At 44.2% G+C, this 22,669-nt stretch carries 16 protein-coding genes and 1 riboswitch; of the genes, 13 read left to right on the forward strand and 3 right to left on the reverse strand.

Features of this window, described 5'->3' with window-relative positions; genetic code table 11:
- Positions 1–301 precede the first annotated feature (301 nt).
- The 3 genes from NT010_11615 to NT010_11625 form a co-directional block, all read right to left on the reverse strand.
- Positions 302–1,924, reverse strand: coding sequence for a DUF262 domain-containing protein (locus NT010_11615; GenBank protein MCX5806689.1), 1,623 nt, complete (start codon positions 1,922–1,924; stop codon positions 302–304).
- 90 nt (positions 1,925–2,014) lie between these two features.
- Positions 2,015–2,239, reverse strand: a complete 225-nt coding sequence (locus NT010_11620) for a hypothetical protein (GenBank protein MCX5806690.1) — start codon at positions 2,237–2,239, stop codon at positions 2,015–2,017.
- 1,200 nt (positions 2,240–3,439) lie between these two features.
- Entirely contained in the window at positions 3,440–4,966 is a 1,527-nt protein-coding gene (locus NT010_11625; GenBank protein ID MCX5806691.1) for a class II fructose-bisphosphate aldolase, read from the reverse strand.
- Positions 4,967–5,300: 334 nt separating this feature from the next.
- Positions 5,301–5,385, forward strand: a riboswitch (cyclic di-GMP riboswitch).
- A gap of 124 nt (positions 5,386–5,509) precedes the next feature.
- Between NT010_11625 and NT010_11630 the strand changes: the two genes are divergently transcribed.
- The 13 genes from NT010_11630 to NT010_11690 all read left to right on the forward strand — a co-directional run bounded on the left by NT010_11630 (position 5,510) and on the right by NT010_11690 (position 22,655).
- Complete coding sequence (locus tag NT010_11630; GenBank protein MCX5806692.1) at positions 5,510–5,731, forward strand: hypothetical protein; 222 nt, start codon at positions 5,510–5,512, stop codon at positions 5,729–5,731.
- 187 nt (positions 5,732–5,918) lie between these two features.
- A complete protein-coding gene (gene fdhD / locus NT010_11635; GenBank protein MCX5806693.1) occupies positions 5,919–6,731 on the forward strand; it encodes a formate dehydrogenase accessory sulfurtransferase FdhD in 813 nt (270 codons plus the stop codon).
- 396 nt (positions 6,732–7,127) lie between these two features.
- Positions 7,128–8,339, forward strand: a complete 1,212-nt coding sequence (locus NT010_11640; protein ID MCX5806694.1) for a molybdopterin molybdotransferase MoeA — start codon at positions 7,128–7,130, stop codon at positions 8,337–8,339.
- A gap of 57 nt (positions 8,340–8,396) precedes the next feature.
- Positions 8,397–10,310 (forward strand): molybdopterin biosynthesis protein, encoded by a 1,914-nt coding sequence (locus NT010_11645; protein ID MCX5806695.1) that lies wholly within the window; start codon positions 8,397–8,399, stop codon positions 10,308–10,310.
- Between the two features lie 74 nt (positions 10,311–10,384).
- On the forward strand, positions 10,385–10,861 hold the full coding sequence (gene mobB, locus NT010_11650; protein MCX5806696.1) for a molybdopterin-guanine dinucleotide biosynthesis protein B: 477 nt from the start codon (positions 10,385–10,387) through the stop codon (positions 10,859–10,861).
- Positions 10,848–11,093, forward strand: coding sequence for a hypothetical protein (locus tag NT010_11655; protein ID MCX5806697.1), 246 nt, complete (start codon positions 10,848–10,850; stop codon positions 11,091–11,093). Before mobB ends, NT010_11655 begins: the two co-directional genes overlap by 14 nt.
- A 545-nt stretch (positions 11,094–11,638) precedes the next feature.
- Complete coding sequence (locus NT010_11660) at positions 11,639–13,627, forward strand: aldehyde dehydrogenase (protein ID MCX5806698.1); 1,989 nt, start codon at positions 11,639–11,641, stop codon at positions 13,625–13,627.
- Positions 13,628–13,663: 36 nt separating this feature from the next.
- The gene (locus tag NT010_11665) at positions 13,664–14,206 is read left to right on the forward strand and encodes a (4Fe-4S)-binding protein (protein ID MCX5806699.1); all 543 of its coding nucleotides are present in this window, start codon (positions 13,664–13,666) and stop codon (positions 14,204–14,206) included.
- A gap of 33 nt (positions 14,207–14,239) precedes the next feature.
- Positions 14,240–15,397: a (Fe-S)-binding protein gene (locus NT010_11670; protein MCX5806700.1), complete on the forward strand. Its 1,158-nt coding sequence runs from the start codon at positions 14,240–14,242 to the stop codon at positions 15,395–15,397.
- 68 nt (positions 15,398–15,465) lie between these two features.
- Positions 15,466–18,606: an FAD-dependent oxidoreductase gene (locus NT010_11675; GenBank protein ID MCX5806701.1), complete on the forward strand. Its 3,141-nt coding sequence runs from the start codon at positions 15,466–15,468 to the stop codon at positions 18,604–18,606.
- A gap of 25 nt (positions 18,607–18,631) precedes the next feature.
- Positions 18,632–19,462, forward strand: coding sequence for a hydrogenase iron-sulfur subunit (locus tag NT010_11680; protein MCX5806702.1), 831 nt, complete (start codon positions 18,632–18,634; stop codon positions 19,460–19,462).
- Positions 19,463–19,767: 305 nt separating this feature from the next.
- Complete coding sequence (locus NT010_11685; GenBank protein ID MCX5806703.1) at positions 19,768–21,843, forward strand: (Fe-S)-binding protein; 2,076 nt, start codon at positions 19,768–19,770, stop codon at positions 21,841–21,843.
- A gap of 17 nt (positions 21,844–21,860) precedes the next feature.
- Entirely contained in the window at positions 21,861–22,655 is a 795-nt protein-coding gene (locus tag NT010_11690; GenBank protein MCX5806704.1) for an electron transfer flavoprotein subunit beta/FixA family protein, read from the forward strand.
- Positions 22,656–22,669: the final 14 nt, after the last annotated feature.

Raw genomic sequence — 22,669 nt, forward strand, 5'->3', positions numbered from 1 at the left:
AATTGGAACCGTTAATTGATGAAATTATTGTTGACACGAAAGCATGGATTAGGGATAATGTGAAATGATGTGTAACTAACCAAAATAATAAGGCAAAGCAGACTTTGTTACGTATAGCACCTACAAGTCCAGTATATGGCCTTTTGACTTTGATAGTGAATTACGGGAAGAAACAGAGCAGAACGATCAAGCTAAGGGGCGGAGGTTATGCCGCAAGCATAGCCGGAGTCCCTCTTGAGCGATTTGTTAGGGGCTTTTCTATTATTTTGCCCCTGTCTGTGCCATGCCATTATGCTGAACCTCATATTGCGGGATTCAATCTCTTGTGAAATTCTTTCAGCATTTTTTGGGCCCGCTTATTAATGAACTTATCGTAGTCATTTTCCCAAACACCATACGAATCGGGATTAATAAGATGGGATGACATGGTTTTGTCAAAATCGAGATTATTCTTCTTGAACTCAGCAAGATATTTGCTGGGTGCCTTTGCACGGACAATACTCTTATTTAGATAATCATCAACGAAGGTAATATTCATGAGGCTATTTGCTTGCCACGATTCATAGCCTTGCTTTTCCAAATAACTCTTGGGGAAGAAATGATGATAGTTTTTACTATTTGCAATTTTTAGCCAAGAATTATCAAGCGTCACAACACTGTTAGTATCAAATGCTTTTGGTTCAAAATAAGATAGCAGGCACAAAATAGACTTGCAGAAAGCATCTCCCGTGCTAAACCAATACCATTTCAACTTGTCTATTTCAAGGTTGACCTCTTCGCCCCGATAGGATGGCTGCTTCTCTCTTAATATATTGTCCATTTTGGTCAAGTCCAATGCAACCTTACTTTCCTGGGCGGATGAAAACCGACCAGACAAAGATGCCCACCAAAAATATTGTGTAAGCAAGAGATTCTGTATTTTTGTGGGCTTCTTCCCTTTATTGCGTATGAAGAAATAAGAGAAGGGTACTATCAAAATATTGTATGGTAGAATTCTGGAAACCGTGACACGCAAATGAGACCGTAAATAGTCTATAGCAGAAAAGATCCCCGCCTTGACTGTAGGCCATTCTTTTATAAAAGTGGTCTTGTTTAATTTTAAAATGTCTTTTCTTCTGACCTGATTACACAAGTGTGCAGAGATACATTGCAGGATAGCCTGCGAAGCCATGGTATCATAATTTGCCGTAGTCAAATCTTTGTCACTATTTTTACTATCTATAAGTTTTTCATACTCCTCGGCAAGGTCAAACCCTTTGGCTTGATCGTAAGTTTTGGCAACCATTATTTCAAAAAGGCTGAGTTCAGTACCACCAGTATTAATTCGAGTAAATATTTCACAGGCTACATCAATAGGATATTCTGATATGACGATTGTAGAAAAATCGTAACCTGTAAGCCGGTTCTTGTATAATTCAATTTTCTTCAATTGATCCTTTGAATATTCTTCGAACAACTCCGTTAATTGACCGTTCAACAATTTATGAACGGATATTGAGGAACCACCTTCATTGATTTCAGTTAAAACAATATCTTCATCATCATCAGGACTGAGTTCAAGATTAATTGCTATGTCCCTATAATCTATGACTTCACCTTCCTTATCAAAAACTACGCCTTTTCTGACAGCATACAGCGAAGTGACACGCTGCTGACCGTCCAGAACATAGTGGACAAAATCACCTTTCCGTATTTCAGGCAATCTTGCATTGCCAATATTCTTAAAGTGGCGGAGTTCATCTTTGGTTTTCCAAAGGATAAACGTCCCGATAGGGAAGCCCTTGATAATGCTATCGATTAACTTGGCTGATTGTTCCTTGCTCCATATAAAATCGCGTTGAAACTTTGGAACCTTTATAATGCCGCGATCAATATCGCTAAACAAATGTTCGTATTTCTTCGGCTGATTCTCCGGCTGAAGCATGATAATTTTCCTCCTATGACTTTTTTATCTTGCCCCTAACGTAGGCGTCACCCGGAGCCGGCTTTTTCGGCGATCGGATGCACGCACTTGTTACACCACGTTCCTTCCAGGTCCTAATATCATGTCGTAGAGCCTTCCGTAGTGCAGGCTTTGATACTCATGAGGAACGGCGTCTCTCAGACTACATAGGTTTGCTTGCTCAAAAGCAGTAATATCTCCAGCCACTCTATTCAGATTCGTAATCCAGCTTCTGGCGTCTTTTATGTCGGTAATCCTAAGCTCTTTTCTGACTTTTGAATCAAAGGCTGGACCCACTCGACCCTCTGTGAGGAGAAGAACCGCTTTGGAAATCCCAACCACCCCCGCCAAACCGTGGCGAGAACGACCCGCGTAAGATAGGTGCCGGAAAATGTCCCAAAGTCGGAACAAAGTATCTTCGGTGGTATGGCTCATTGTATTTGCGTGACGCAGGTTAAACCCGTTCAGCTCAGCCGCAACAGCCAAGCCGTCATGGACAAGCTCTTCAAGGTACGGTGCGTCATGGGTAGCATCATCACGGCAGCGTCGCATTGTATTCGGGCGACAGGCCTGCCACCTACGAAGTATCCGTCCAAACTCCGGTGCAGCGTGATCTAATGGATAATCTCGTCTGACTGACAACCAGGTGTTCCAGTCATCCACATATGATTGGTCAAAAGACTGAATCCTTTGTCGTACCTTATCAACAGTGAGATTGCTGATGCCCATGTCGTGTCCTCATTTCCATTTGGGTGTAACAGTTAATATACTGCAAGCAGTAATTTCCGAAATATTAGTATTTGCCATGAAATATGTCAACAAATTAAATAATTAAACATTGAAAAATAATTCCCAGAAAATCAGATAGATACAATACATTTCAAAAATAGATGACGGGACAAATTTTGCAATATAACATTAACATTCCGATGTTATATTACATGCAGTAATTGCTCACTATCGATCGGAGAGAGGCTAATTTTTCAGAAGAATCACCAAATTTATTACCATTTGAAATGTTAAACTTTTAGAGATAGTGACAAAAACTCGATTGCAGGAAGGCAGCAGTACCACAGCCAAAAGCCACGCAGTGCGCATTTTGGGAAGAAAGCAGTGCTTCTGGCAAAAACTGCGAAGCATGAACTTTGGAAGTTGTTAGTAAACTTTCATGTTTTTCAGTTTTATCAAAAAATGAAAATAGAAAATTACTTGCTTTAACTATAAACAAACAGATTTATAAGCAAGGAAAATTCTGCTTTTCAGGTTGAGGCATGTCCTGAATGATGGGATAAATGATAAGAAAATTAAAAAGATATCAGCTTGTTAAAGCGGGGCTTTTGACAACACCTACCAGTGTTTATAATTTCAACTGTCATCCAAATATAAAAAAGTGTTTTTTCGGGCTCTATTTACTCAATAGATTCCTCGAAGCTCTGTTTTGGACAACTGTATCCCCCCGCCCTCTGCGGGAGGGGGCGAGGGGAGGTCTATTGAAAACTAATCTGCCAAATCGCTGGTATCTTCTTTACCACTTGTAGCAGAAGAAGTTGCTGCCTCTTCCGGGTATGGCAGATGAAAGTCGTGGATTGTAGTATATTTGGCAATTAAATCTTTTGTATCAATTATCCCAAGTTGTTCAAACAAGAAAGTAAACTGGTCATACAGATTCTCTGCAACTTTTGCCCGGATATCTTCCGGCATAGTCCATGTCATCCATTTGAAAGGACCTACTGCTTGCTTACGCGTACTGTACGCAAACTGCGCAAAAGTCTTACCGGCTTTCCATTCCCCTCTGAATTTATCAGCTAAAAATTGTTCTATGTCGCTCTGTGCACCTTTTACCTTATAGATTCCGGTATCGAAAGTAATATTCTGAAAACCGGTAGCGAGATGAACTTCTACCGCTTTATTTTTCGGGAACAAGCTGAAGGCGTTATCCGGCAATGTTGATGCCCCATGCTGAACCGAACCAGCCCATCCGTATTTTTTGCCAAAATCTGTTGCCATCTTCAATATGTCAAAAGCTATGGCAACATCGGCTACTGATCCATCCGGAAGCGGGGTGCCTCCGTGGGAGGTGCCATCATTTACAGCTATTTTACGAATACCAAGTACAGGATCAATTCCCAACCGTTTCATATTTGCAATAATACCTTCAGCATAAGCTTCAAGGTCTTCCTTCCTGGTATTCATCTTCCCGACCTCACCCGTTTCACCACCCAATAACACTGTCCAGGGAATTCCAAGCTTTTTTTCCAGCGCCCTTACATCAGCAATTTTCTCGGCAGTTAATCTGGCATTTTCTGTTTGCTGCTCTTCAAAAGACAGGTTCTCTTCGGTTCTTCGCTCAAAGGGAGACATATCCAGATCAATTGATCCAAAACCTGCTGCCAATAAATCCTGAATAACTTTTCTGTGTGTGTTTATTTCCTTTTCTGCCCCTGGTCCGCCTTCGTGGACCGGTTTGGATTTTAACTGTATATGATCACCTTGCAGGAAAAGCGGACCCTCAAAATCTTCCAGCATTGCTGCAGCCTGAAGAACCGCGGCATATTCCGCCGGGCTTTGACTGGTATAGCCCATCTCAGAACGGGCAATTTCAGCAATGAACGCCCCGACTTTGTTATCTTTGGCAGCCTTGAACATCGCCCTTGCGGTGTCTAATGTACCTACACGAATATTTATTGCAGCAAAAGACATTTCCTTATTTATTCGGCCTTCAGCTATTGCAATATACGCTTCCTGGGGTGAGGCCAGCTTTACTTTGAGTTGTTGTGCGCCTTCACCTATTATCCATCTGGACAATGCCTGAACATCTGTCGGAGCGCTTCTGTCACCAAAATCAGCCGCATTGGCCGCCAATGTGGGCAATGAACCCTTGAAAGCATCCACATTATCTATATGAAGCACGCCCTTATCGATAGTTGCCCCTTTTAAGCCATTCTTTATCATATCTGTCCTGCTTGCAAATATCTGTATTGCAGATGCTTGATGGATCATGTTTGCTCCGGTTCTTATTGCCATTTTATCTCTCCTTTTAAACCGTATTAGAGAACTTATAGGAATTTGCTTTTCAGCATGTGATAAGAATAACAAAAGAAAAATAATTTCTCAATACTAACAGGTCTGTTAATGTCTAAAAACCTGATAATATCTACAACAATTTACATGTGCCTGGCCGTTGACTGCCATTTGAAACGTGCTATGACAAGGCATCATATTGAGGATAACAGTCATAAATCATGACTGCATTTATAATTTAACCATCGGGACACAACATTTGTCGCAATTTTCCTACATGCATTGTAGTAATTGCCCTACATACAAACAAGATTAAATGTTATACATTGTTTAACTGATTCGATAAAGCCAAACTACTCGTGAGAGTGGGACGGAAAGCTGACGGGTCTTAATATTTAGCAAAAGACAGCCGAGCCGCCGAATGCGATATAAAATAATCGTCTTTGGCGGTTTTTTTATTAGGGTTGTACCAAAGGGCGGTAAATTGAAGGTATTGTGTCATTGGAGATGAAAACATTAAAAAAGTGTAAAGTGAGGTAATTGAATATGACAGATTTCTGGGAAAATAACGAAATTGAACAGTATTATAAAGAGCTTACTGAATATTTGCATGATAGTATTACCTCTGGTAAGGATGTTTCTTCCGTTATTGATCCTGCCCCTGTTTCAATTCAACCCTCTATCTCTACTAATCATGATGACATTGAACATCGCAGGAAAATTCTTTCCAATGTCTTGAGACGCCCAATAATGTTTACATGCGCGTAGTACTGTAATGAAAATCCTTATATTCATATTATGTAACTGATCTTATTCCCATATCCGTTTTTTAATCCCTCCCTCAATCTGTGTGTTTATTCTGCTATCGTTTCTCCTGATGAAAGATATTGTTTCCTATTGACTTCTGCTATCGTTTCTCCTATTAATAATATCATAAAGAATTTGGGTGCGTGAAATGACAACATCATCATCGAAACAAGTTACTATTATGCGTCTGCCCGCTTCCGGCCCCGAAAACAAATGGATCGAAGAGACTACAAATATAGCTGTCGAGGCACCGCTTACAATCGATGTCGAGGGCGTAGATTCTTATACAATACTGTGCAGCCCGGATGACAGGCGCCCCATGGCCGTGGGTTTCATGTTTTCTGAAGGTATCATTAAGGGAATAGACGATATTGCCATGCTGGCCGATTGCCTGGACTTCACGGAAATGATGCGTGTACGGCTGAACAATCCGCCGAAAAAAGATACTGACACGCCAGGCCGCAACATGCTGGTTGTCTCCTCGTGCGGAATGTGCGGAAGCACGGACATGCAGGAAAGGATTGCCGACCTTCCACCGGTGGGCAACACGCTGTGCATCGATACTGAAACTATAAACCGCGTAATGGCGTTACTGAACGATAAACAGGATGTGTTTAAAAAAACGAGAGGTACACACGCGATTCTCATCTTCGATGACAAGGGGGATGAGGTCTCATTCGCCGAGGACATCGGCCGGCATAATGCCCTGGATAAGGCCATAGGTAAAATTCTGCTTGCGGGGAAGGTAGCCAAAGGCACCGGTGCTGTGCTGTCCGGCCGGGTAAGCTTCGAGATGGTTTCTAAATGCAGTCTGGCAGGGATTGAGATTATTCTGGCGGTTTCCGCCCCGACTTCGCTTGCACTGGACGCCGCATTACATTGCGGCATAACGCTTTGTGCTTCTGTTCGCAATGGCGGTGCAACTATTTTCACACACCCGGAGAGGATCAGCCGTTCCTAATCCTAAAAGGATATTGCCATGAAAGGCATGTCTCCTGGACTGAAAGAGACATTTTGTTTGATCCTGGCAAGTTTAAAACTGTTCCCTGCTGAGAATGTTGCCCTGGCTGACAGTGTCACCGTGTAGCTGTCTCAGATCTCTATACTCTGGTAGGTTCCCTTTCCATGAATGTCTCACATAAAGATGGATACGCGGTTAGTATAAACGTGTGGTGCACTATACCTAACTTTAGTCAAAATTATTTTTAATGCGATTATTTGCAGGTTTTAATATTCCACATCAAGATATTTATGAATAAATTTAGGTAAAATTATTATTTTTTGTCACTAAAAGCGGGATTTTGACATGGCTCGCGTAATACTTTATATTTAACGAGGTAGGTGTAATGTGGATTTTTTGAAAGCGATTACAGCAAAAGAGGCCCATGAGATCATCGGAGCCTTTCCCGTAGAAATAGGTACGGAAACTGTGGGGATCGAAGATGTGCAGGGAAGGGTCCTCGGAGCAGACGTATTTTCTAATAGCGCAATACCGCCCTTTAGCCGGTCTCTTGTTGATGGCTATGCCGTGAAGGCAAAGGATACGCAGGGCGCGAAGGAGACTACCCCGGCGTTGCTTAACCTCAAGGGTGAAGTAAAAATAGGAGAGAAAGCATACACTCCCCTCTTTGACGGAGAGGCCATCTACGTGGCCACAGGCTCCATGGTTCCGGAAGGCTGCGATGCTGTTGTGATGCACGAGTATGTCCGACCTGCGACAGATGCCGTGGAGATAACGAGAGGCGTCTATCAGGGAGAGAATATCTGTTATGAAGGTGAAGACATCGCGCAAGGCGGGGTAGTTTTGAAAAAAGGACGGAAGGTGACGGCCTTTGACAGAGGTGTCCTGGCAGCCATTGGTATGTCGGAGGTTGAGCTTTATAAAGTTCCGCAGATTGCCATCATCTCTTCAGGCGATGAGATTGTTGGTGTTGATGAAATAGTTCCTCTCGGAAAGGTACGCGATATCAACAGGTATACAGTGTCGGGACTTCTGAGAAGTGCGGGAGCCCATGCTCATTTTCTCGGTCGTACCATGGACAACATACCGGACATAACGGAAAAGCTTTCGTTAGCGAGCAATTACAGCATGATCCTCATCTCCGGTGGAAGCTCCAAGGGAGAAAGGGATTTTATCACCACTTCCATAGAAAAGCTGGGGGGGACAATACTTTTCCACGGCATCAATATTAAACCAGGTAAGCCGGCCATTTTCGGACAGCTCTTTGGAAAGCCCATTTTCGGACTTCCGGGTCATCCTGGTTCCTGTGCCATGGTGGTGGTCCGGTTTGTAATTCCCCTGGTGAGACGTCTTCAGGGAGAGGAGTATCACGGCGAGGCTACAATACATGCTCTTATGACCACCAACGTGCCCTCCACCTACGGCATCGAAGAGTATGTCAGAGTGACCGTAGAAAAGGATAAAGAGGGCCGGTATCACGCGCAGCCTATTTTTTCGAAATCAGCTGTCATTGCTCCTCTTGCGCAGGCAGATGGATATGTTGTTGTTCCTAACGGTGTCGAGGGGATTGAGAAAGATGAAACCGTTGAGGTCTCTCTGTTCATATGAATACTGCTGTGGTCCCTGTGCTTTTGCTTCTTTAACATCGATAACCTGAAGGAGGCCATGATGAAAAGATACCTGAAAACACTTACAAAAAAAGAAGCACTATTTAAGATACTTGCTGTTACGCGACATATCGAAGATGAGGAAGAACTGCCTGCTTACGAATGCAGGGGAAGGATAACGACAAGGCCGCTCTTTTCATGCATTTCCAATCCGCCTTTTTTGTGCTCTGCCATGGATGGTTATGCTGTGTCCTTTGAAAGGACAATCGGGGCCGATCTGATGCATCCCATGGACCTGTTGCGCAGCAATATCGATCCGGTAAATACAGGTGATCTACTGCGCCATGACGCCAACGCAGTCATTATGATAGAAGATGTGGAAGAGCACGAAGACCATATTACAATCAGGAAACCCGTCTATCTCTGGCAAAACGTTCGTATGGTCGGGGAAGATGTGATCGAAGGCGACATGCTTCTGCCTGTCAATCACAGCATCACTGCCTTTGACGTGGGCATGCTTATATCGGCCGGTATTACACATGTGTTTGTACGTAAAAGGCCCCGTATGGCGATCATCCCTACAGGAAAAGAGCTGATCGATATATTTGACGAGAAATTAGATCCTCAGGGAGAACCCCGGCTTATAGATTTTAACTCCTATACTCTCAAATGTATGGCCGAGGAGACGGGATACGAGTTTAGCATATCGGCTATCGCCCGCACAAAAGAGGATCTTCTCGCTTCTGTTCGCAATGAAATCAGGGAGAATGACGTAGTCCTTATCAATGCAGGCTCCAGCGCCGGCAGAGAGGACTACACAGAGGGAGTAATCGAGGAATTGGGGACGATCATCTTTCACGGTGTTTCCATGATGCCCGGCAAACCTGCTATGTTCGGGCTTATCGATGATAAGCCTGTTTTTGGCGTTCCCGGGTATCCTGTATCGGCTGTAATGACCTTCAGAACTTTTCTGGTTCCCCTTTTTGAGAAGCTCATGAAAATAAAGAAGTATGGAAGGACGGTGGCTTGCGAGACTGCCTACAAGATACCTTCACGGGTGGGCATCGAAGAGATGTTCAGAGTCAACCTCATTGAGAACAATGGTGTATATCATGCAATTCCCCTGGCGCGAGGAGCCAGTCTGTTCTCTTCGGTGGCAAAGGCCGACGGTATCGTGATCATACCTGAGAATATAGAAGGCTACGACGAGGCTGAAAAGGTTACATGCGAATTGCTCCGGGATGAAGGAGAGATCGCAGGAAGGATCCATATCATAGGCAGTCATGATCTCTCACTCGATGTTATGCGTGATTTGTTGAAGAGCACACATCCGGACACGGACCTCATTTCAACGCATACAGGGAGCTTAAGCGGCATCCTGGCACTCAAAAGGGGCATTACACCGCTTGCCACGACACACATCCTTGACGAGAAAGAGCATATATACAATATACCCGCCATACAGAAATATCTGCCGGAAACAGCGGTGAAGCTGATCCATATTGCAAAAAGAACTCAGGGACTTTTTGTTGCAAAGGGTAACCCTAAAGGTATAAGGAGCGTGGCTGATCTTACAAGACCAGAGGTAAGATTCGTCAATCGCCAGTTCGGTTCAGGCACGAGAATTCTATTCGATGCAATTCTCGCCAGGGAAGGTCTTCACAAAGATGACATTAAGGGGTATGATAGAGAAGAATCTTCTCATACCTCTGTAGGGATCATTGTTAGAGAATTGATTACAGACGCAGGGGTTGGTATTTACTCGGTTGCAAAAGCACTCTCACTTGATTTTATTCCCCTTGCAGAAGAAGAGTATGATCTCCTTGTGACAAAAGAGTTCACGACCGACAGCAGGTTTACCATGCTCATGGATATTCTGACCTCCGTTGAATTCAAGAAGAGACTTTCTGCCCTGGGTGGCTACAACGTGGAGGACACGGGAAAGGTAAAGTATGAGCAAGACCGGAATTGACCGATGCTTCCTTGGTCCAAAAATAGTGGTGTGGATCATAAAAGGGTTTTGATAAGAAAGCTGAGGGGGCTGCAATGAAAGCAGTAGGCATTATCGGTTATAAGAAGAGCGGCAAAACTACCCTGGGCGTGCGGTTGGCTGCTGAACTCGCCCAAAAGGGATTGGTTGTGGGCGTCATCAAACATACGGAAGATATTATTGATTTACCGGCTACAGATTCCGCCCGATACTGTCAAGTTTCAGATTTTGTTGCGGTCTTAAACGAGCAGCAAGCCGAAATTATTTTAAAGGGCAAGCAGGAAATAGATGAGATTATGAAATATTTCAATGGTGATATCTTACTCGTGGAGGGATTCAAGGACAACAAGACCTTCCCCAAGATTGTTTGTCTCCGTGAAGAATCGGAAAAGAAGGACCTTTGCAACGGATTGGAAATTGCCACTGTGAGTTTTAAGAAAGAACTCGGAGATTACGACATAATGGACGATGCTCATTGCAGAATACTGGCGGATATAATAACGGAAAAAGGGTTTCATATTGCCGGCTCTTGATTGTGGTCACTGTGTCTACACAAGCTGTGAAGCGCTGGCTAAGGCTATTGTGTCGGGAACGACGACTCTTGAAGAATGTGTTTCTCTCAATCCACAGGTTTCCATAAAAGTGGATAGCAAAGACATTGCATTGAACCCTTTCACCGCCGATTTCTGCAAAAGCACGATTTTTGGAATGCTTTCAACCCTGAAGGGTTACAAGAAAGGGAAGATTACGATTGAAATCCCTTGAATTGTCGAAAAGCGAATCGGGTAACTTTAATTGACCGATTGTACCGAGCAGGAGATTGTGCTGGAATATTATGTTAAATATCAGTTGTACTTTGTGCAATTTTTCTCTATTTTACCTCAATTTACATGCATAGCGTAGTCTCCTCCAGGCTTCGATGAAGCTTGAAGTCTTAATATTAGTCTCAAATGAAAATATTTTAACGCTTCAAGCTGACCTCAACCACGCTTTATTGTTTGACTTTTCTGTTAAAAACCATGCTTAGACCATTTTCAGGATATGTAAGTCGACCTTATGCTAAGACTATTGTTCTCTATATGTACCTATATGGTATTATTGGTGTCATTGAGTTTCAAATTATCTAATTATAGCGGTTGAATAGCTGCTTTATAGTCTTGTGAATATTTTCTTTTTTACTTGACATGTACTTTTTTAATTTGTTAATTTTGTTATAATATAATGATGGAGAAATAAAAAATCCATACGGTAAAAATTGTGATTACGAATGTACCTGGATGAGCAAAAAAGACACATAGAGGTGATAAAACATGAGGTACGGAGAAACAGGTTTTAATTTAGAAATTGATTTAACACGAGGAAACATTGAACGGGTAGAAACTGACCCGAAATTAACGGAACTACATCTTGGAGGTTTAGGTACAAACTCAAAGATATTGTGGGATAGGGTTCCCCCTGAAGCTGATCCCTTTTCTCCTGATATTCCGCTTATATTCGGCAGCGGCCTTTTAGGCGGCACACCTGCTCCCGGCGCTAATCGTACCATTGTCACTGCGTACTCACCGCAGACTTTGTTAATGGGATATTCAATGATGGGAGGATTTTTTGCACCGGAATTGAAGTATGCCGGTTATGACAAAATCATCTTACGCGGCAAGTCCCCCAATCTGGTGTATATATGGATACACAATGACAAAGTAGAGATACGTGATGCCAGCCATCTCCGAGGTAAAGGCGCTGTTGAGACTCAGGAAATTATTCGACTGGAGTTGAATCAGCCGAATGCACAGGTGGCTGCTATCGGTCTGGCCGGTGAAAACAGGGTCTATACGGCTTCCATCGAACAGGGCCGTTCCAGTGCCAGCCGACTTGGTTTAGGTGCTGTGATGGGAGACAAAGGAGTAAAGGCGATAGCTGTTCGTGGGACAAAGGACATCAACCTTGCCCGACCGGCTGAATTTATAGAGCTCTGCAACGACGTGCTGAAATATATAAAATTCCGAAACGAGAATCCTGTGCCTAACGTAATGACTATTTTACAGGGGCTTGGGTCACCGCAGGAGATGTTGCACGTTGATGAGCAGTGGCACACGGAAAATTTCTCCTGGGGAAATGCCCGCAGCCGGAGAAAAGATTTTTGGACCAAGGAAGTCGAAGATAGATGGAAAGAGGTTCAGGAGACTGTGCGGACTCGGTTAATAAGCTGCTATAACTGTCCGATGAAATGCGGTGCAATAATTTCTGTCCCCGGACTTTCCACCTACATGATGAAATGCTTCTCAAAACTGACCTATACAATGGCGGCTTTTGTAGACGACATAGATTTCGGTTTTAAAATAGCTCAACGCGCTACAGAGTATGGAGTGGACGGGTTCTCGACCCCGCAGATTATGGCTTTCGGCTTTGAGCTTCGAGAAGCAGGTATTCTGAGTGAAGCAGACTTTGCAGGATGCCCTTCCGATAACGCGGGGAAATTTTACTGGATGCTCGACAAAATTGTCCGGCGGGAAGGAATAGGGGATATTTTAGCCGATGGTATACATTGGGCAGCCCAGAAGATCGGCAACGGTGCAGAAGCATATGCACATAATAATATCAAGAAACATGAACAGTTGCCTCTCAAACTTGGCATGCTGAATCCCGTTTATTTCCTTATGTATGCTACCGGTGAGAAGATAAATATTACACAGATTGAAGGACAGTTCCCCCAGGCGCCTTTTGCGACCAAGGAGGAGAGAGAGGAATTTATTAGCGATTGGATTCAATGTCCTGATGATAAGTTCAAGCAGATTGTTATGGACTGGGAATTCCGTGGAGAACACTCAAACCCGTATTACCCGACTATTGATATGTCTGTTGACATTGTTGACTGGCAGGAGAAGATGCACTACATTGATGACGCCCTCGGAGTGTGCGCAGGTTTGTCGTCTTTCCCCCTGAAGCCTCCCTATCATATGCACAATTACCCGAAATTTATCTCGGCAGCGACGGGGATGGATATGGATGAAGCCGGTCTCACACAAATATATAACAGGAACCGAAATCTGCTTAGAGCCATTAATGTAAGAAAAGGCTTGAGGAGAGCTGATGAGGTGCCGCCCGAAGACCACTGGAAGAAAAGATTCCCTGAGCTTGAAGCCCAGCTTTTGGACGCTTATTACAAGTTTAAGGGATGGAACAATGATGGTGTTCCTACAAAGGAGACTTTGCAGACATTGGATCTGGGCTATGTTGCCGAAGACCTTGAGAAGAGAGGTATCTATGATGAAACCGCTCCCGTCGAAAAAGCTTCGGCGTGAAAAAAACTGAAATAAAATAAATAGGTGGTAATTGTCATGGGCGAGAAAAAAAAGAAAATAATCAAAACAATAAAGGTGGATCTTGATAAGTGCAATGGTTGCCGGGCATGTGAAGTAATCTGCTCAGCCTTTCACGCTACACCAAGATATAGTACCAATAATCCGGCAAGGTCTCGTATTCGGATGATCCGCCATCCCGTTAGGGACGTATACGTTCCTGTGTATGCGGGCGAGTATACTCCAGCCGAATGCATGGGCAGAGACAAATATATTATTGACGGCAAGGAATACGATGAATGCGGCTTCTGCAGGGCTTCCTGCCCATCCAGGGACGCTTTCAAAGAGCCAGATTCCGGTCTTCCTCTCAAATGCGATATGTGCGAAGATGATCCGCCGCAAGAAAAGCCCTTGTGTGTTCAGTGGTGTCTTAATGATGCCTTGATTTACGAAGAACGGGAAGAGGAAGTGGAAGAAGAAGAGAAACCGGGTGATGCAGAGTTAGGATTGAAAGCATTGGCAGACAAATACGGTTTAGAGACGATCGCTGATACCGTTGCCAGGATGGCGCAGAAGAGCTAACACATCAAGGCCAGATAAGAGGATAATAAGATAATGGAAATTTTTCCCTTAGAACCCTATAAAGTAGTAATAGATGGATTAAAAGAAACAGGCGGAGAAACCTTTAAATTTTGCTATCAATGCGGAAAATGTGAGACCGTATGTCCCTGGAATCGTGTAAGGGAATTTTTTGTCCGCAAAATTGTAAATCAGTCAAAATTTGGTGTAATTCCTTTCGAATCCGAAGACGTATGGCTCTGTGCCACCTGCGGGAGATGCCCTGATAGATGCCCCAGAGGCGTAAAAATAATCGATGTTATGAGGTCTGTCCGCAGACTGTTGGTGCCGGATGGTGTTGTTCCTGCGAGTATCCCCAGCCTTCGCAGCACCACGACAAATATTGCCAGTGTGGGAAACCCCTGGGGACAGGAACCGAATGACAGGGCAAACTGGGCAAAAGACCTGGACGTCAAGGAGTTTGATGAGAATACTGAAATACTCTATTTTCCCTGCTGCTATCCTAGCTATGACCCGAGACTGAAGAAAGTTTCCCAGGCCACTGCGAGTATCCTCAAGAAGGCAGGAGTAGATTTCGGCATATTAGGCTCCAAAGAATTATGCTGCGGCGAGAGTGTGCGTAAAACTGGAAACGAGGCGTTATTCAAGCGCCTTGCAAGAGAGAATATCAAGACCTTTGTTGACAGCGGTGTGAAAAAGATAGTTGCCTCCTCCCCCCACTGCTATCACACTTTCAAAAATGAGTATTCCGAATTCAGGGCCAACTTTGAGGTTGTTCATATCACACAGTATATCAATGAACTGATAAATGAAGGAAGACTTACTGTAAACAAAGAGTATGCTAAGAAGGTAACCTATCATGATCCATGTTACCTTGGCAGACATAATGGCATATATGACGAACCCCGGAGTATTTTAAAGAGCATACCCGGCTTGGAACTGATCGAGATGGCTGAACTGCGTGAAGAAAGTCTATGCTGCGGCATGGGCGGCGGCAGAGTCTGGATGGAAACGGAAAAGCATGAGAGATTCTCCAACCTGAGAATCGAACAGGCTATCAGTGCCGGCGCTGAAGTGTTGGCTACTGCCTGTCCTTATTGCGTCTTCGCTTTTGAGGACAGCAAGCTTGTCACGAATCATGCCGACGATATAGAGATTAAGGACATTACAGAGATTCTCCAGGAAGTGATTTAGAGGAACTACGGCTCACGCAGCCGAACCCGGACACTACGGGAAGATAGAACCTTATGAGGGAATAGAAAATGGAAAATGTAATAGCGCTAAAAGACAATATTCAACAGATTTGTAAGAATCTTAGCGACAGCAATTTCGGAGACGTAATGGTTGTTGGTGGAGGCATAAGCGGCATCCAGGCATCTCTTGACCTTGCTACTGCCGGTTTCAAGGTATACCTGGTTGAAAAGGCGCCGAGCATAGGTGGCCACATGGCCCAGCTTGACAAGACCTTTCCGACCAATGACTGCTCGATGTGAATACTCGCACCGAAACTGGTCGAGGTCGGCCGGCATCCAAACATAGAGGTTCTTACTTATACAGAAGTTGATAGTGTAGAAGGACAAGCAGGAAATTTTAACGTAACACTAATTAGAAAGCCCAGGTATATTCTCGAAGACAAATGTACCGGTTGCACTGTCTGCGTGGAATATTGTCCCGTCAAATATCCTGATCAATATAATCAGGAAATATCGATGAATAAAGCTGTCCATGTGTATTTTGCTCAGGCAATCCCGCTTATCACATATATTGATGAAAGCTGCCTTTACCTGAAAGAGGGCAAATGCCGTATCTGCGAAGCAGTGTGTAAAAATAACGCCATAGATTTAAATCAAGCCCCGGAAAAGGTAGATATAAATGTAGGGGCCATAATTCTGTCTCAGGGTATTGAGCCATATGATCCCAAGGTGAGGAAGGAATATAAATACGAAGAGTTCGTAAATGTGGTAACCAGTATGGACTATGAGCGTCTTCTGTGCTCCACCGGACCTTACGGAGGCGAGGTACTCCGTGGTTCCGACTTGAAGCACCCCCATAACATAGCCTGGATTCAGTGCATCGGTTCCCGACAGGTTATCGAAGGCGGCAACAGCTATTGTTCGGCAGTATGCTGCGCCTATACACAGAAGCATGTAATTCTCACAAAAGACCATGACGCAGGGGCAAAGTGTACAATATTTCATAACGATATCCGTTCCTACGGGAAGGATTTCGAGCGGTTCTATCAGAGAACAGAAGCACTTGCCGATGTTCGTTTTTTCAGAACCTATCCAACGATAGTAAGAGAAGATCCAATAACGAAAAATGTTACCATACGGTACACTACAACTGATGAGGGAGTAAAAGAGGAAGAATTCGACATGGTAGTGTTATCCATCGGATTGAATCCTCCTCTCGGTGTGAAGGATATCGCACAGAAATACGGTATTGAACTCGAATCTCATGATTTTGCAAAACTCAACCCCGTTAATCCTATGGAGACAAACAGATCCGGCATCTTTGTGACCGGAGGTATGCAAGGACCCCTCGATATCCCCGAGTCTGTTTTTTCTGCCAGCGGAGCCGGTTCCCAGATCGGAGAACTTCTTGATTACCGCCGGGGAAATCTTTCCAAAGAAAGGGTATATCCCCCTGAAAAAGATCTCTCCCAGGAGGAGCCGAGGGTAGGCGTCTTTGTCTGTCATTGCGGAGCTAATATCGGAAGGATAGTGAATGTTCCCGGAACGGTTGAATACTGCAAGACCTTACCCAATGTTGTCTATGCTCAGGAACAGCTCTTTTCCTGCGCCACCAACTCTGCAAAACAAATAACCGATATGATAAATGAAAAAAATCTCAACCGGGTAGTTGTGGCTGCCTGCAGCCCCAGGACCCTTGAACCCCTGTTCCGCGATACACTCCGTGAGGCGGGAATTAATCAGTATTATTACGAAATGGCCAATATCCGGGAGCATAACTCCTGGGTCCACTCGAAAGAGAAGGAAGAAGCTACTGAAAAGGCACATGATATAATCCGGATGTCGGTAGCCAGAGCATGTCAGTTGGAACCCCTACAGGAATTTGATCTGTCGGTTGATAAAAGAGCGTTAATAGTCGGCGGAGGCATAGCCGGCATGAATAGTGCACTCTCCATTGCAAACCAGGGACACGAAGTGTACATAGTGGAAAAGGATAAAGACCTTGGCGGAATGGCCCGGAAGATTCATACCACCCTTGAAAAACTGGATGTTCAGGCCTATCTGCGTGATCTTATAAAAAAGATATATCAGCATCCATTGATACATGTATATACGGATGCGACAATAACATCGGCCACAGGATATGTGGGGAACTTCGTAACCACTATCAGTTCCGATAGAGGAGTTACAGAGATAAAACATGGCGCAGTCGTCATCGCAATCGGTTTGGATATGTATACACCTACGGAATACCTGTATGGTGAAGACGACAGAGTCATGACACATCTTGAATTAGAAGAGAAGATCTTCAGTAATGATGAAAAAGTAGTAAACGCACAAAGTCTCGTGATGATCCAGTGCGTAGGCTGCAGAAACGAAGAGAGAAACTATTGCAGCAGAATATGTTGCAGTGAGTCTGTAAAAAACGCCCTGCTGCTGAAAGAGAAAAACCCCAATATGGATATTTACATCCTCTTCCGGGATATGAGAACCTACGGGTTTAAAGAAGATTTTTACCGGGAAGCGGCAGGCAAGGAAGTAAAATTCATCCGTTATGAACCTGAGGCTCCACCCCAGATAGAACCCGGTGAGTCGGATGAGGATGGCCGCCCTGTTCTTAAAGTTACTGCTATTGATTACATTCTCGGTGACCAGGTGGAAATAGCTGCCGATATCATTGCCTTAGCTGCTGCTGTTGTACCCTCTGCAGCAACAAAGGAAGTAGCCAACTTATTCAAGGTAACGCTGAGCCCTGATGGTTTCTACAAAGAAGCTCATGTTAAATTAAAACCTGTTGAGTTTGCAACAGATGGCGTTTACCTTTGCGGCATGGCTCACTATCCCAAGTTTATACAGGAATCAATTAACCAGGCATATGGAGCAGCAGGCCGGGCATTGACGCTTCTTTCACACGATATTGTCGTGGCCTCCGGTTCTGTCTGCATGGTAGATGAGAAGAAGTGCATGGGTTGCGGGGCATGCGTTGCAGTCTGCACGTATGGCGCCCTGGAACTTCACGATACAAAACAAGGTAAAAAAGTTGCAGTAAATCCTGTCCTCTGTAAAGGAGATGGCCTCTGTAATGCAAAGTGTCCGACAGCGGCTATTTCACTTAAGCATTATACCAATGAAGAGGTCTTGAGTGAAATTGATGCCATGACTTCAGAGGAAGAGATTATACAGCAAATCGATGCAGCCGGCAATGAGTAGAATGAAATAAAGGAGGTGGAAACGAATGAGCGCAGGACTGAAATTTAAACCTAAAGTATTAGGTTTTGCATGTAACTGGTGAGCGTACGGAGCTGCTGACCTGGCTGGAGTTTCCAGACTGCAATATACAACTGAAATGAGACTTATCCGCGTCATGTGTTCCGGTAGAGTAGACATGGCATTTGTACTCAAAGCCTTCTCGAACGGAATAGACGGAGTATTTATAGGTGCTTGCCATTTGAATGAATGTAATTATATTACTCATGGCAATTACCAGGCTCTTAACATGGTGCTTTTATTGAAAAAAATAATGGAGCGCATCGGACTGAATCCTCAAAGATTGCGGATACAGTTTATGTCCGGTGCTGAAGCAAATGTTTTTGTCGAATCTACAAATGATTTTATAAAGAAGATAAAAGAGTTGGGACCTATCGGCAAGAGCGAAGGAATAGAGAAAAATGAATTAAACACAAGACTTGCACAGGTTAAAAAGTTAGTCCCCTATATCAAGATAGTAAAAAATGAAAAGCTTGGGACGCGTCTTGAAAAGCATGAAGAATATGACAACTTTTTCACCAAAGACGAGATCGACAAATTATTTGACGAAATATTCTCGTACTATATTGATCCGCAGAAGTGTCAGGCCTGTATGACCTGCGTTAGAAGATGTCCTATGGATGCGATTATAAGCGCCAAGGGCGAAGTCCATATTATAGATCAGGATAAATGCATAAGATGCGGAAGCTGCTTTGAAGCCTGCCCGCCGCGATTCGGTGCAATAACGAAGATTACAGGCGAAGTTCCGGCTCCTCTTCCTGAAGGACAGAGAGCGATAGTCAAAAAAGGTAAAGAATAAAGAAGTTGCTTGAAGCAATAAAATCATAGTAATGATTTAAAGGCCCCGCATTTTTTACGGGGCCTTTAAAATTTATACAGAAGCGGACAAATTCCCCGCAGCCTGAAGCATAGTACCGTTTCGGCAAAGATAGAACGAGCACTGTGCAGGCTTATTACATCAGGCATGACGTGCGATAATCAGCAGCAAACAAGGTGGCTGATTTCTTAAATGATGTATCCATTTTTTCTTGACAAACTGTGTTTTCATGATATAAAAGATAGGTTGTTAAATAATTCACATAAGCAAACACTTAGGAGGTAATTATGTCGCCAGTTAGTGCGATTGGCATATCTGGTTATGTCATTTTTTGGGTCATGTTCTTGATTGCCATCGGTTTATTTGCACAAAGAGCTTATTTCCTCTTCCGCGTCATGTGCCTGGGGAAGCAGGAGAACCGCTTCGATAACATAGGACAGAGAATAATTAATATGTTCGTCGAAGTTATTCCTCAACGGTGTACTCTGAAAAGTGTTACCGCAAAAGACCTGGCAGGGCTCGGGCATGCCTTCATGTTCTGGGGATTCAGTTTTTTCTTAATCAGCTATATTGTTTTCATCGGTCTGGCAGAAGGTTTCGGCCTGTATCCGTATCTTATGAACAATGACTTTGAGACGGTTTATTTTTCTATTCTGGATTTTGCCGGATTATTCGTCATCATTGCTATAGTATGGGCAGCAATCAGGCGTTTTATAGTAAGACCGGAAAGACTGGAGATGAGCGTTGAGGCAGGTGTTATAATGGCTATGGTCTTCGGCCTTATGGCATTCCATTTTATAATAGAGAGCTTTAAATTTGCAGCCGAGGGAGAAACATCCGGATGGCCGCTTCTGTCAAAGGCAATCGGCGGCTGGTTGTCAGGTACAGGTGTTTCGAAAGAGGCACTGTTAGAGGTTTCCCATGTGGCATGGTGGATACACTATGCCTTGATCCTTGCCTTTGCAATTTATATCCCGCGTTCCAAGCACCTCCATGTTCTTGCCTCTGCTTTTAATGTTTTCTTCAGACCCATAGGACCTAAAGTGGTAATTGAGCCGATTCCTATGGAAGCTCTTGAAGCCCTTGAAAATGGTGACGAATCTGTGTCTCTGGGTGCATCGAAGATTCAGGATTTTAAATGGAAAGATATGCTCGATTTTTATGCCTGTGCAGTGTGCGGAAGATGCCATGTCAACTGCCCTGCCCATCTCAGCGGCAAAACCCTCTCGCCCAAAGAGGTTATTCATGACCTGAAAGAACATCTGCTGGAAGTAGCTCCGGGATTGCTTGCAGGGAATGGCAAGGCATCCGGCGATGCAGAAGCATCTGCGGAAAGCCAGGGTAAGAGTATGATCGGTGATGTGGTAGATGAAGATAAAATCTGGGCCTGTACCACCTGCGGCGCCTGCCAGGAGGTATGCCCGGTCGGTATAGAGCATATACGCAAGATAATACAAATGAGGCAATATCTCGTGTTGGTGGAAAACAAGATGCCGGAAAGCGCCCAGCTTATGCTCAGAAATATGCAGACAAGAGGTAATCCATGGGCCGGAGCCCAGTCGTTGAGGTTGAGAGGCGATTGGACAAATGACATGGGACTCAAAATATTAGGTGAATGCGAAGATAATCCCAGCACTCTGCTCTGGGTAGGCTGTACCGGGGCTCTTATTGACCGAAATGTCTTAGCTACTCTTTCCCTGGCAAAGGTGTTGAAAGCAGCCGGAGTTGATTTCTGCGTATTAGGTGAAGCAGAAGCCTGCTGCGGCGATCCTGCAAGAAGATCCGGCTATGAATTCCAGTTTCAGCTCTCAGCAGAAGAGAACATTGAAACGCTGAAAAACTACAATATTAAAGAAGTCATTACTTCCTGCCCTCACTGCTTTAATGCATTCAAGAATGAATATCCTGCATTCGGCGCTGAATTCAAAGTAGTTCACTATACCGAAGTGATTGCTGATTTGATAAAACAGGGCAAATTAAAACTTACCAATGATGTGGATTCTGTCATTGCCTATCATGACCCCTGCTATTTAAGCCGTTATAATGAGATTTATCAGGAACCGCGTGAGGTAATACAGAATATGCCGAAGGCCAGATTTAAAGAAATGGAACGTTCAAAAACCACTACCTTTTGCTGCGGCGGAGGCGGCGGACATATGTGGATAGAAGAACAGCATGGTACAACAAAGATTAATCATATGCGTATGGATGAAGTTATCAAGACCGGGGTTGATACGGTTGCGACTTCATGCCCCTATTGTCTGCAAATGCTCGAGGAGGGCATTGAACAGAAAGGTGTGAAAGATTCATTAAAGGCAAAAGACCTTATTGAATTGGTTGAAACGGCAATGAAGCAATCTTAAAAAGGAGAGGAGATTATATGAATATTATCGTTTGCGTTAAACAAGTACTTGATCCCGAGATACCACCGGCCAAATTCAAGATTGATCCTGAGACGAAACAGGTAGTGCCGCCTGCAGGAGTGCCCCCTGTAATCAGCGTTTATGATGAAAGAGCATTGGAAGGAGCATGCAGACTCAAGGATAAGAACAAAGGGAAGATAACCGTGTTAAGCGTGGGATCTGAAAAGGCTGCTGACATGATAAAAAATGCTATAGCTATGGGCGCTGATGACGGTTATGTTCTCAGTGATCCGGCTTTCGAAAACCTGGACAGCTTTGGTACTGCCTATGTTCTTTCAAAGGCTATACAGAAGATCGGTGAGTACGACCTTGTTTTGTGCGGCAGACAGGCCGCTGACTGGGGTGCCGGTCAGGTTGGCTCAATTCTGGCTGAAATACTCGGAATACCTGTCATTACTCTTGCTTGTGATATTCAGGCTGAAGGCACAAACGTCAAAGTTAAGAGGATAGTGAGCGATGGCTATGAAATGGTAGAAGCTCCTATGCCAAGCCTGGTTACCGTCAGCAGTGAGATTGGTCTGCCGCGTCTCCCTGCCGGAGTGCGTCTTATGATGGCCAAGAAAAAACAGATTCCGGTCTGGAAGGCGCAGGATATCGGCGCTGAAGGCGCACAATTGGATAAGGGCAACGCCCATACCGAGATTTCCAGTCTAACTGTACCGGTGCGTAAAACAGAATGTGAGATTGTTACCGGTGCTACACCTGGCGAAGCAGCTGCTAACCTGGTTTCGAAGCTTGCCAATCTGATATAACGAACGGAGGATAT

It is taken from the genome of Pseudomonadota bacterium (assembly GCA_026388275.1).
Taxonomy (GTDB): Bacteria; Desulfobacterota; Syntrophorhabdia; order Syntrophorhabdales; family Syntrophorhabdaceae; genus JAPLKB01.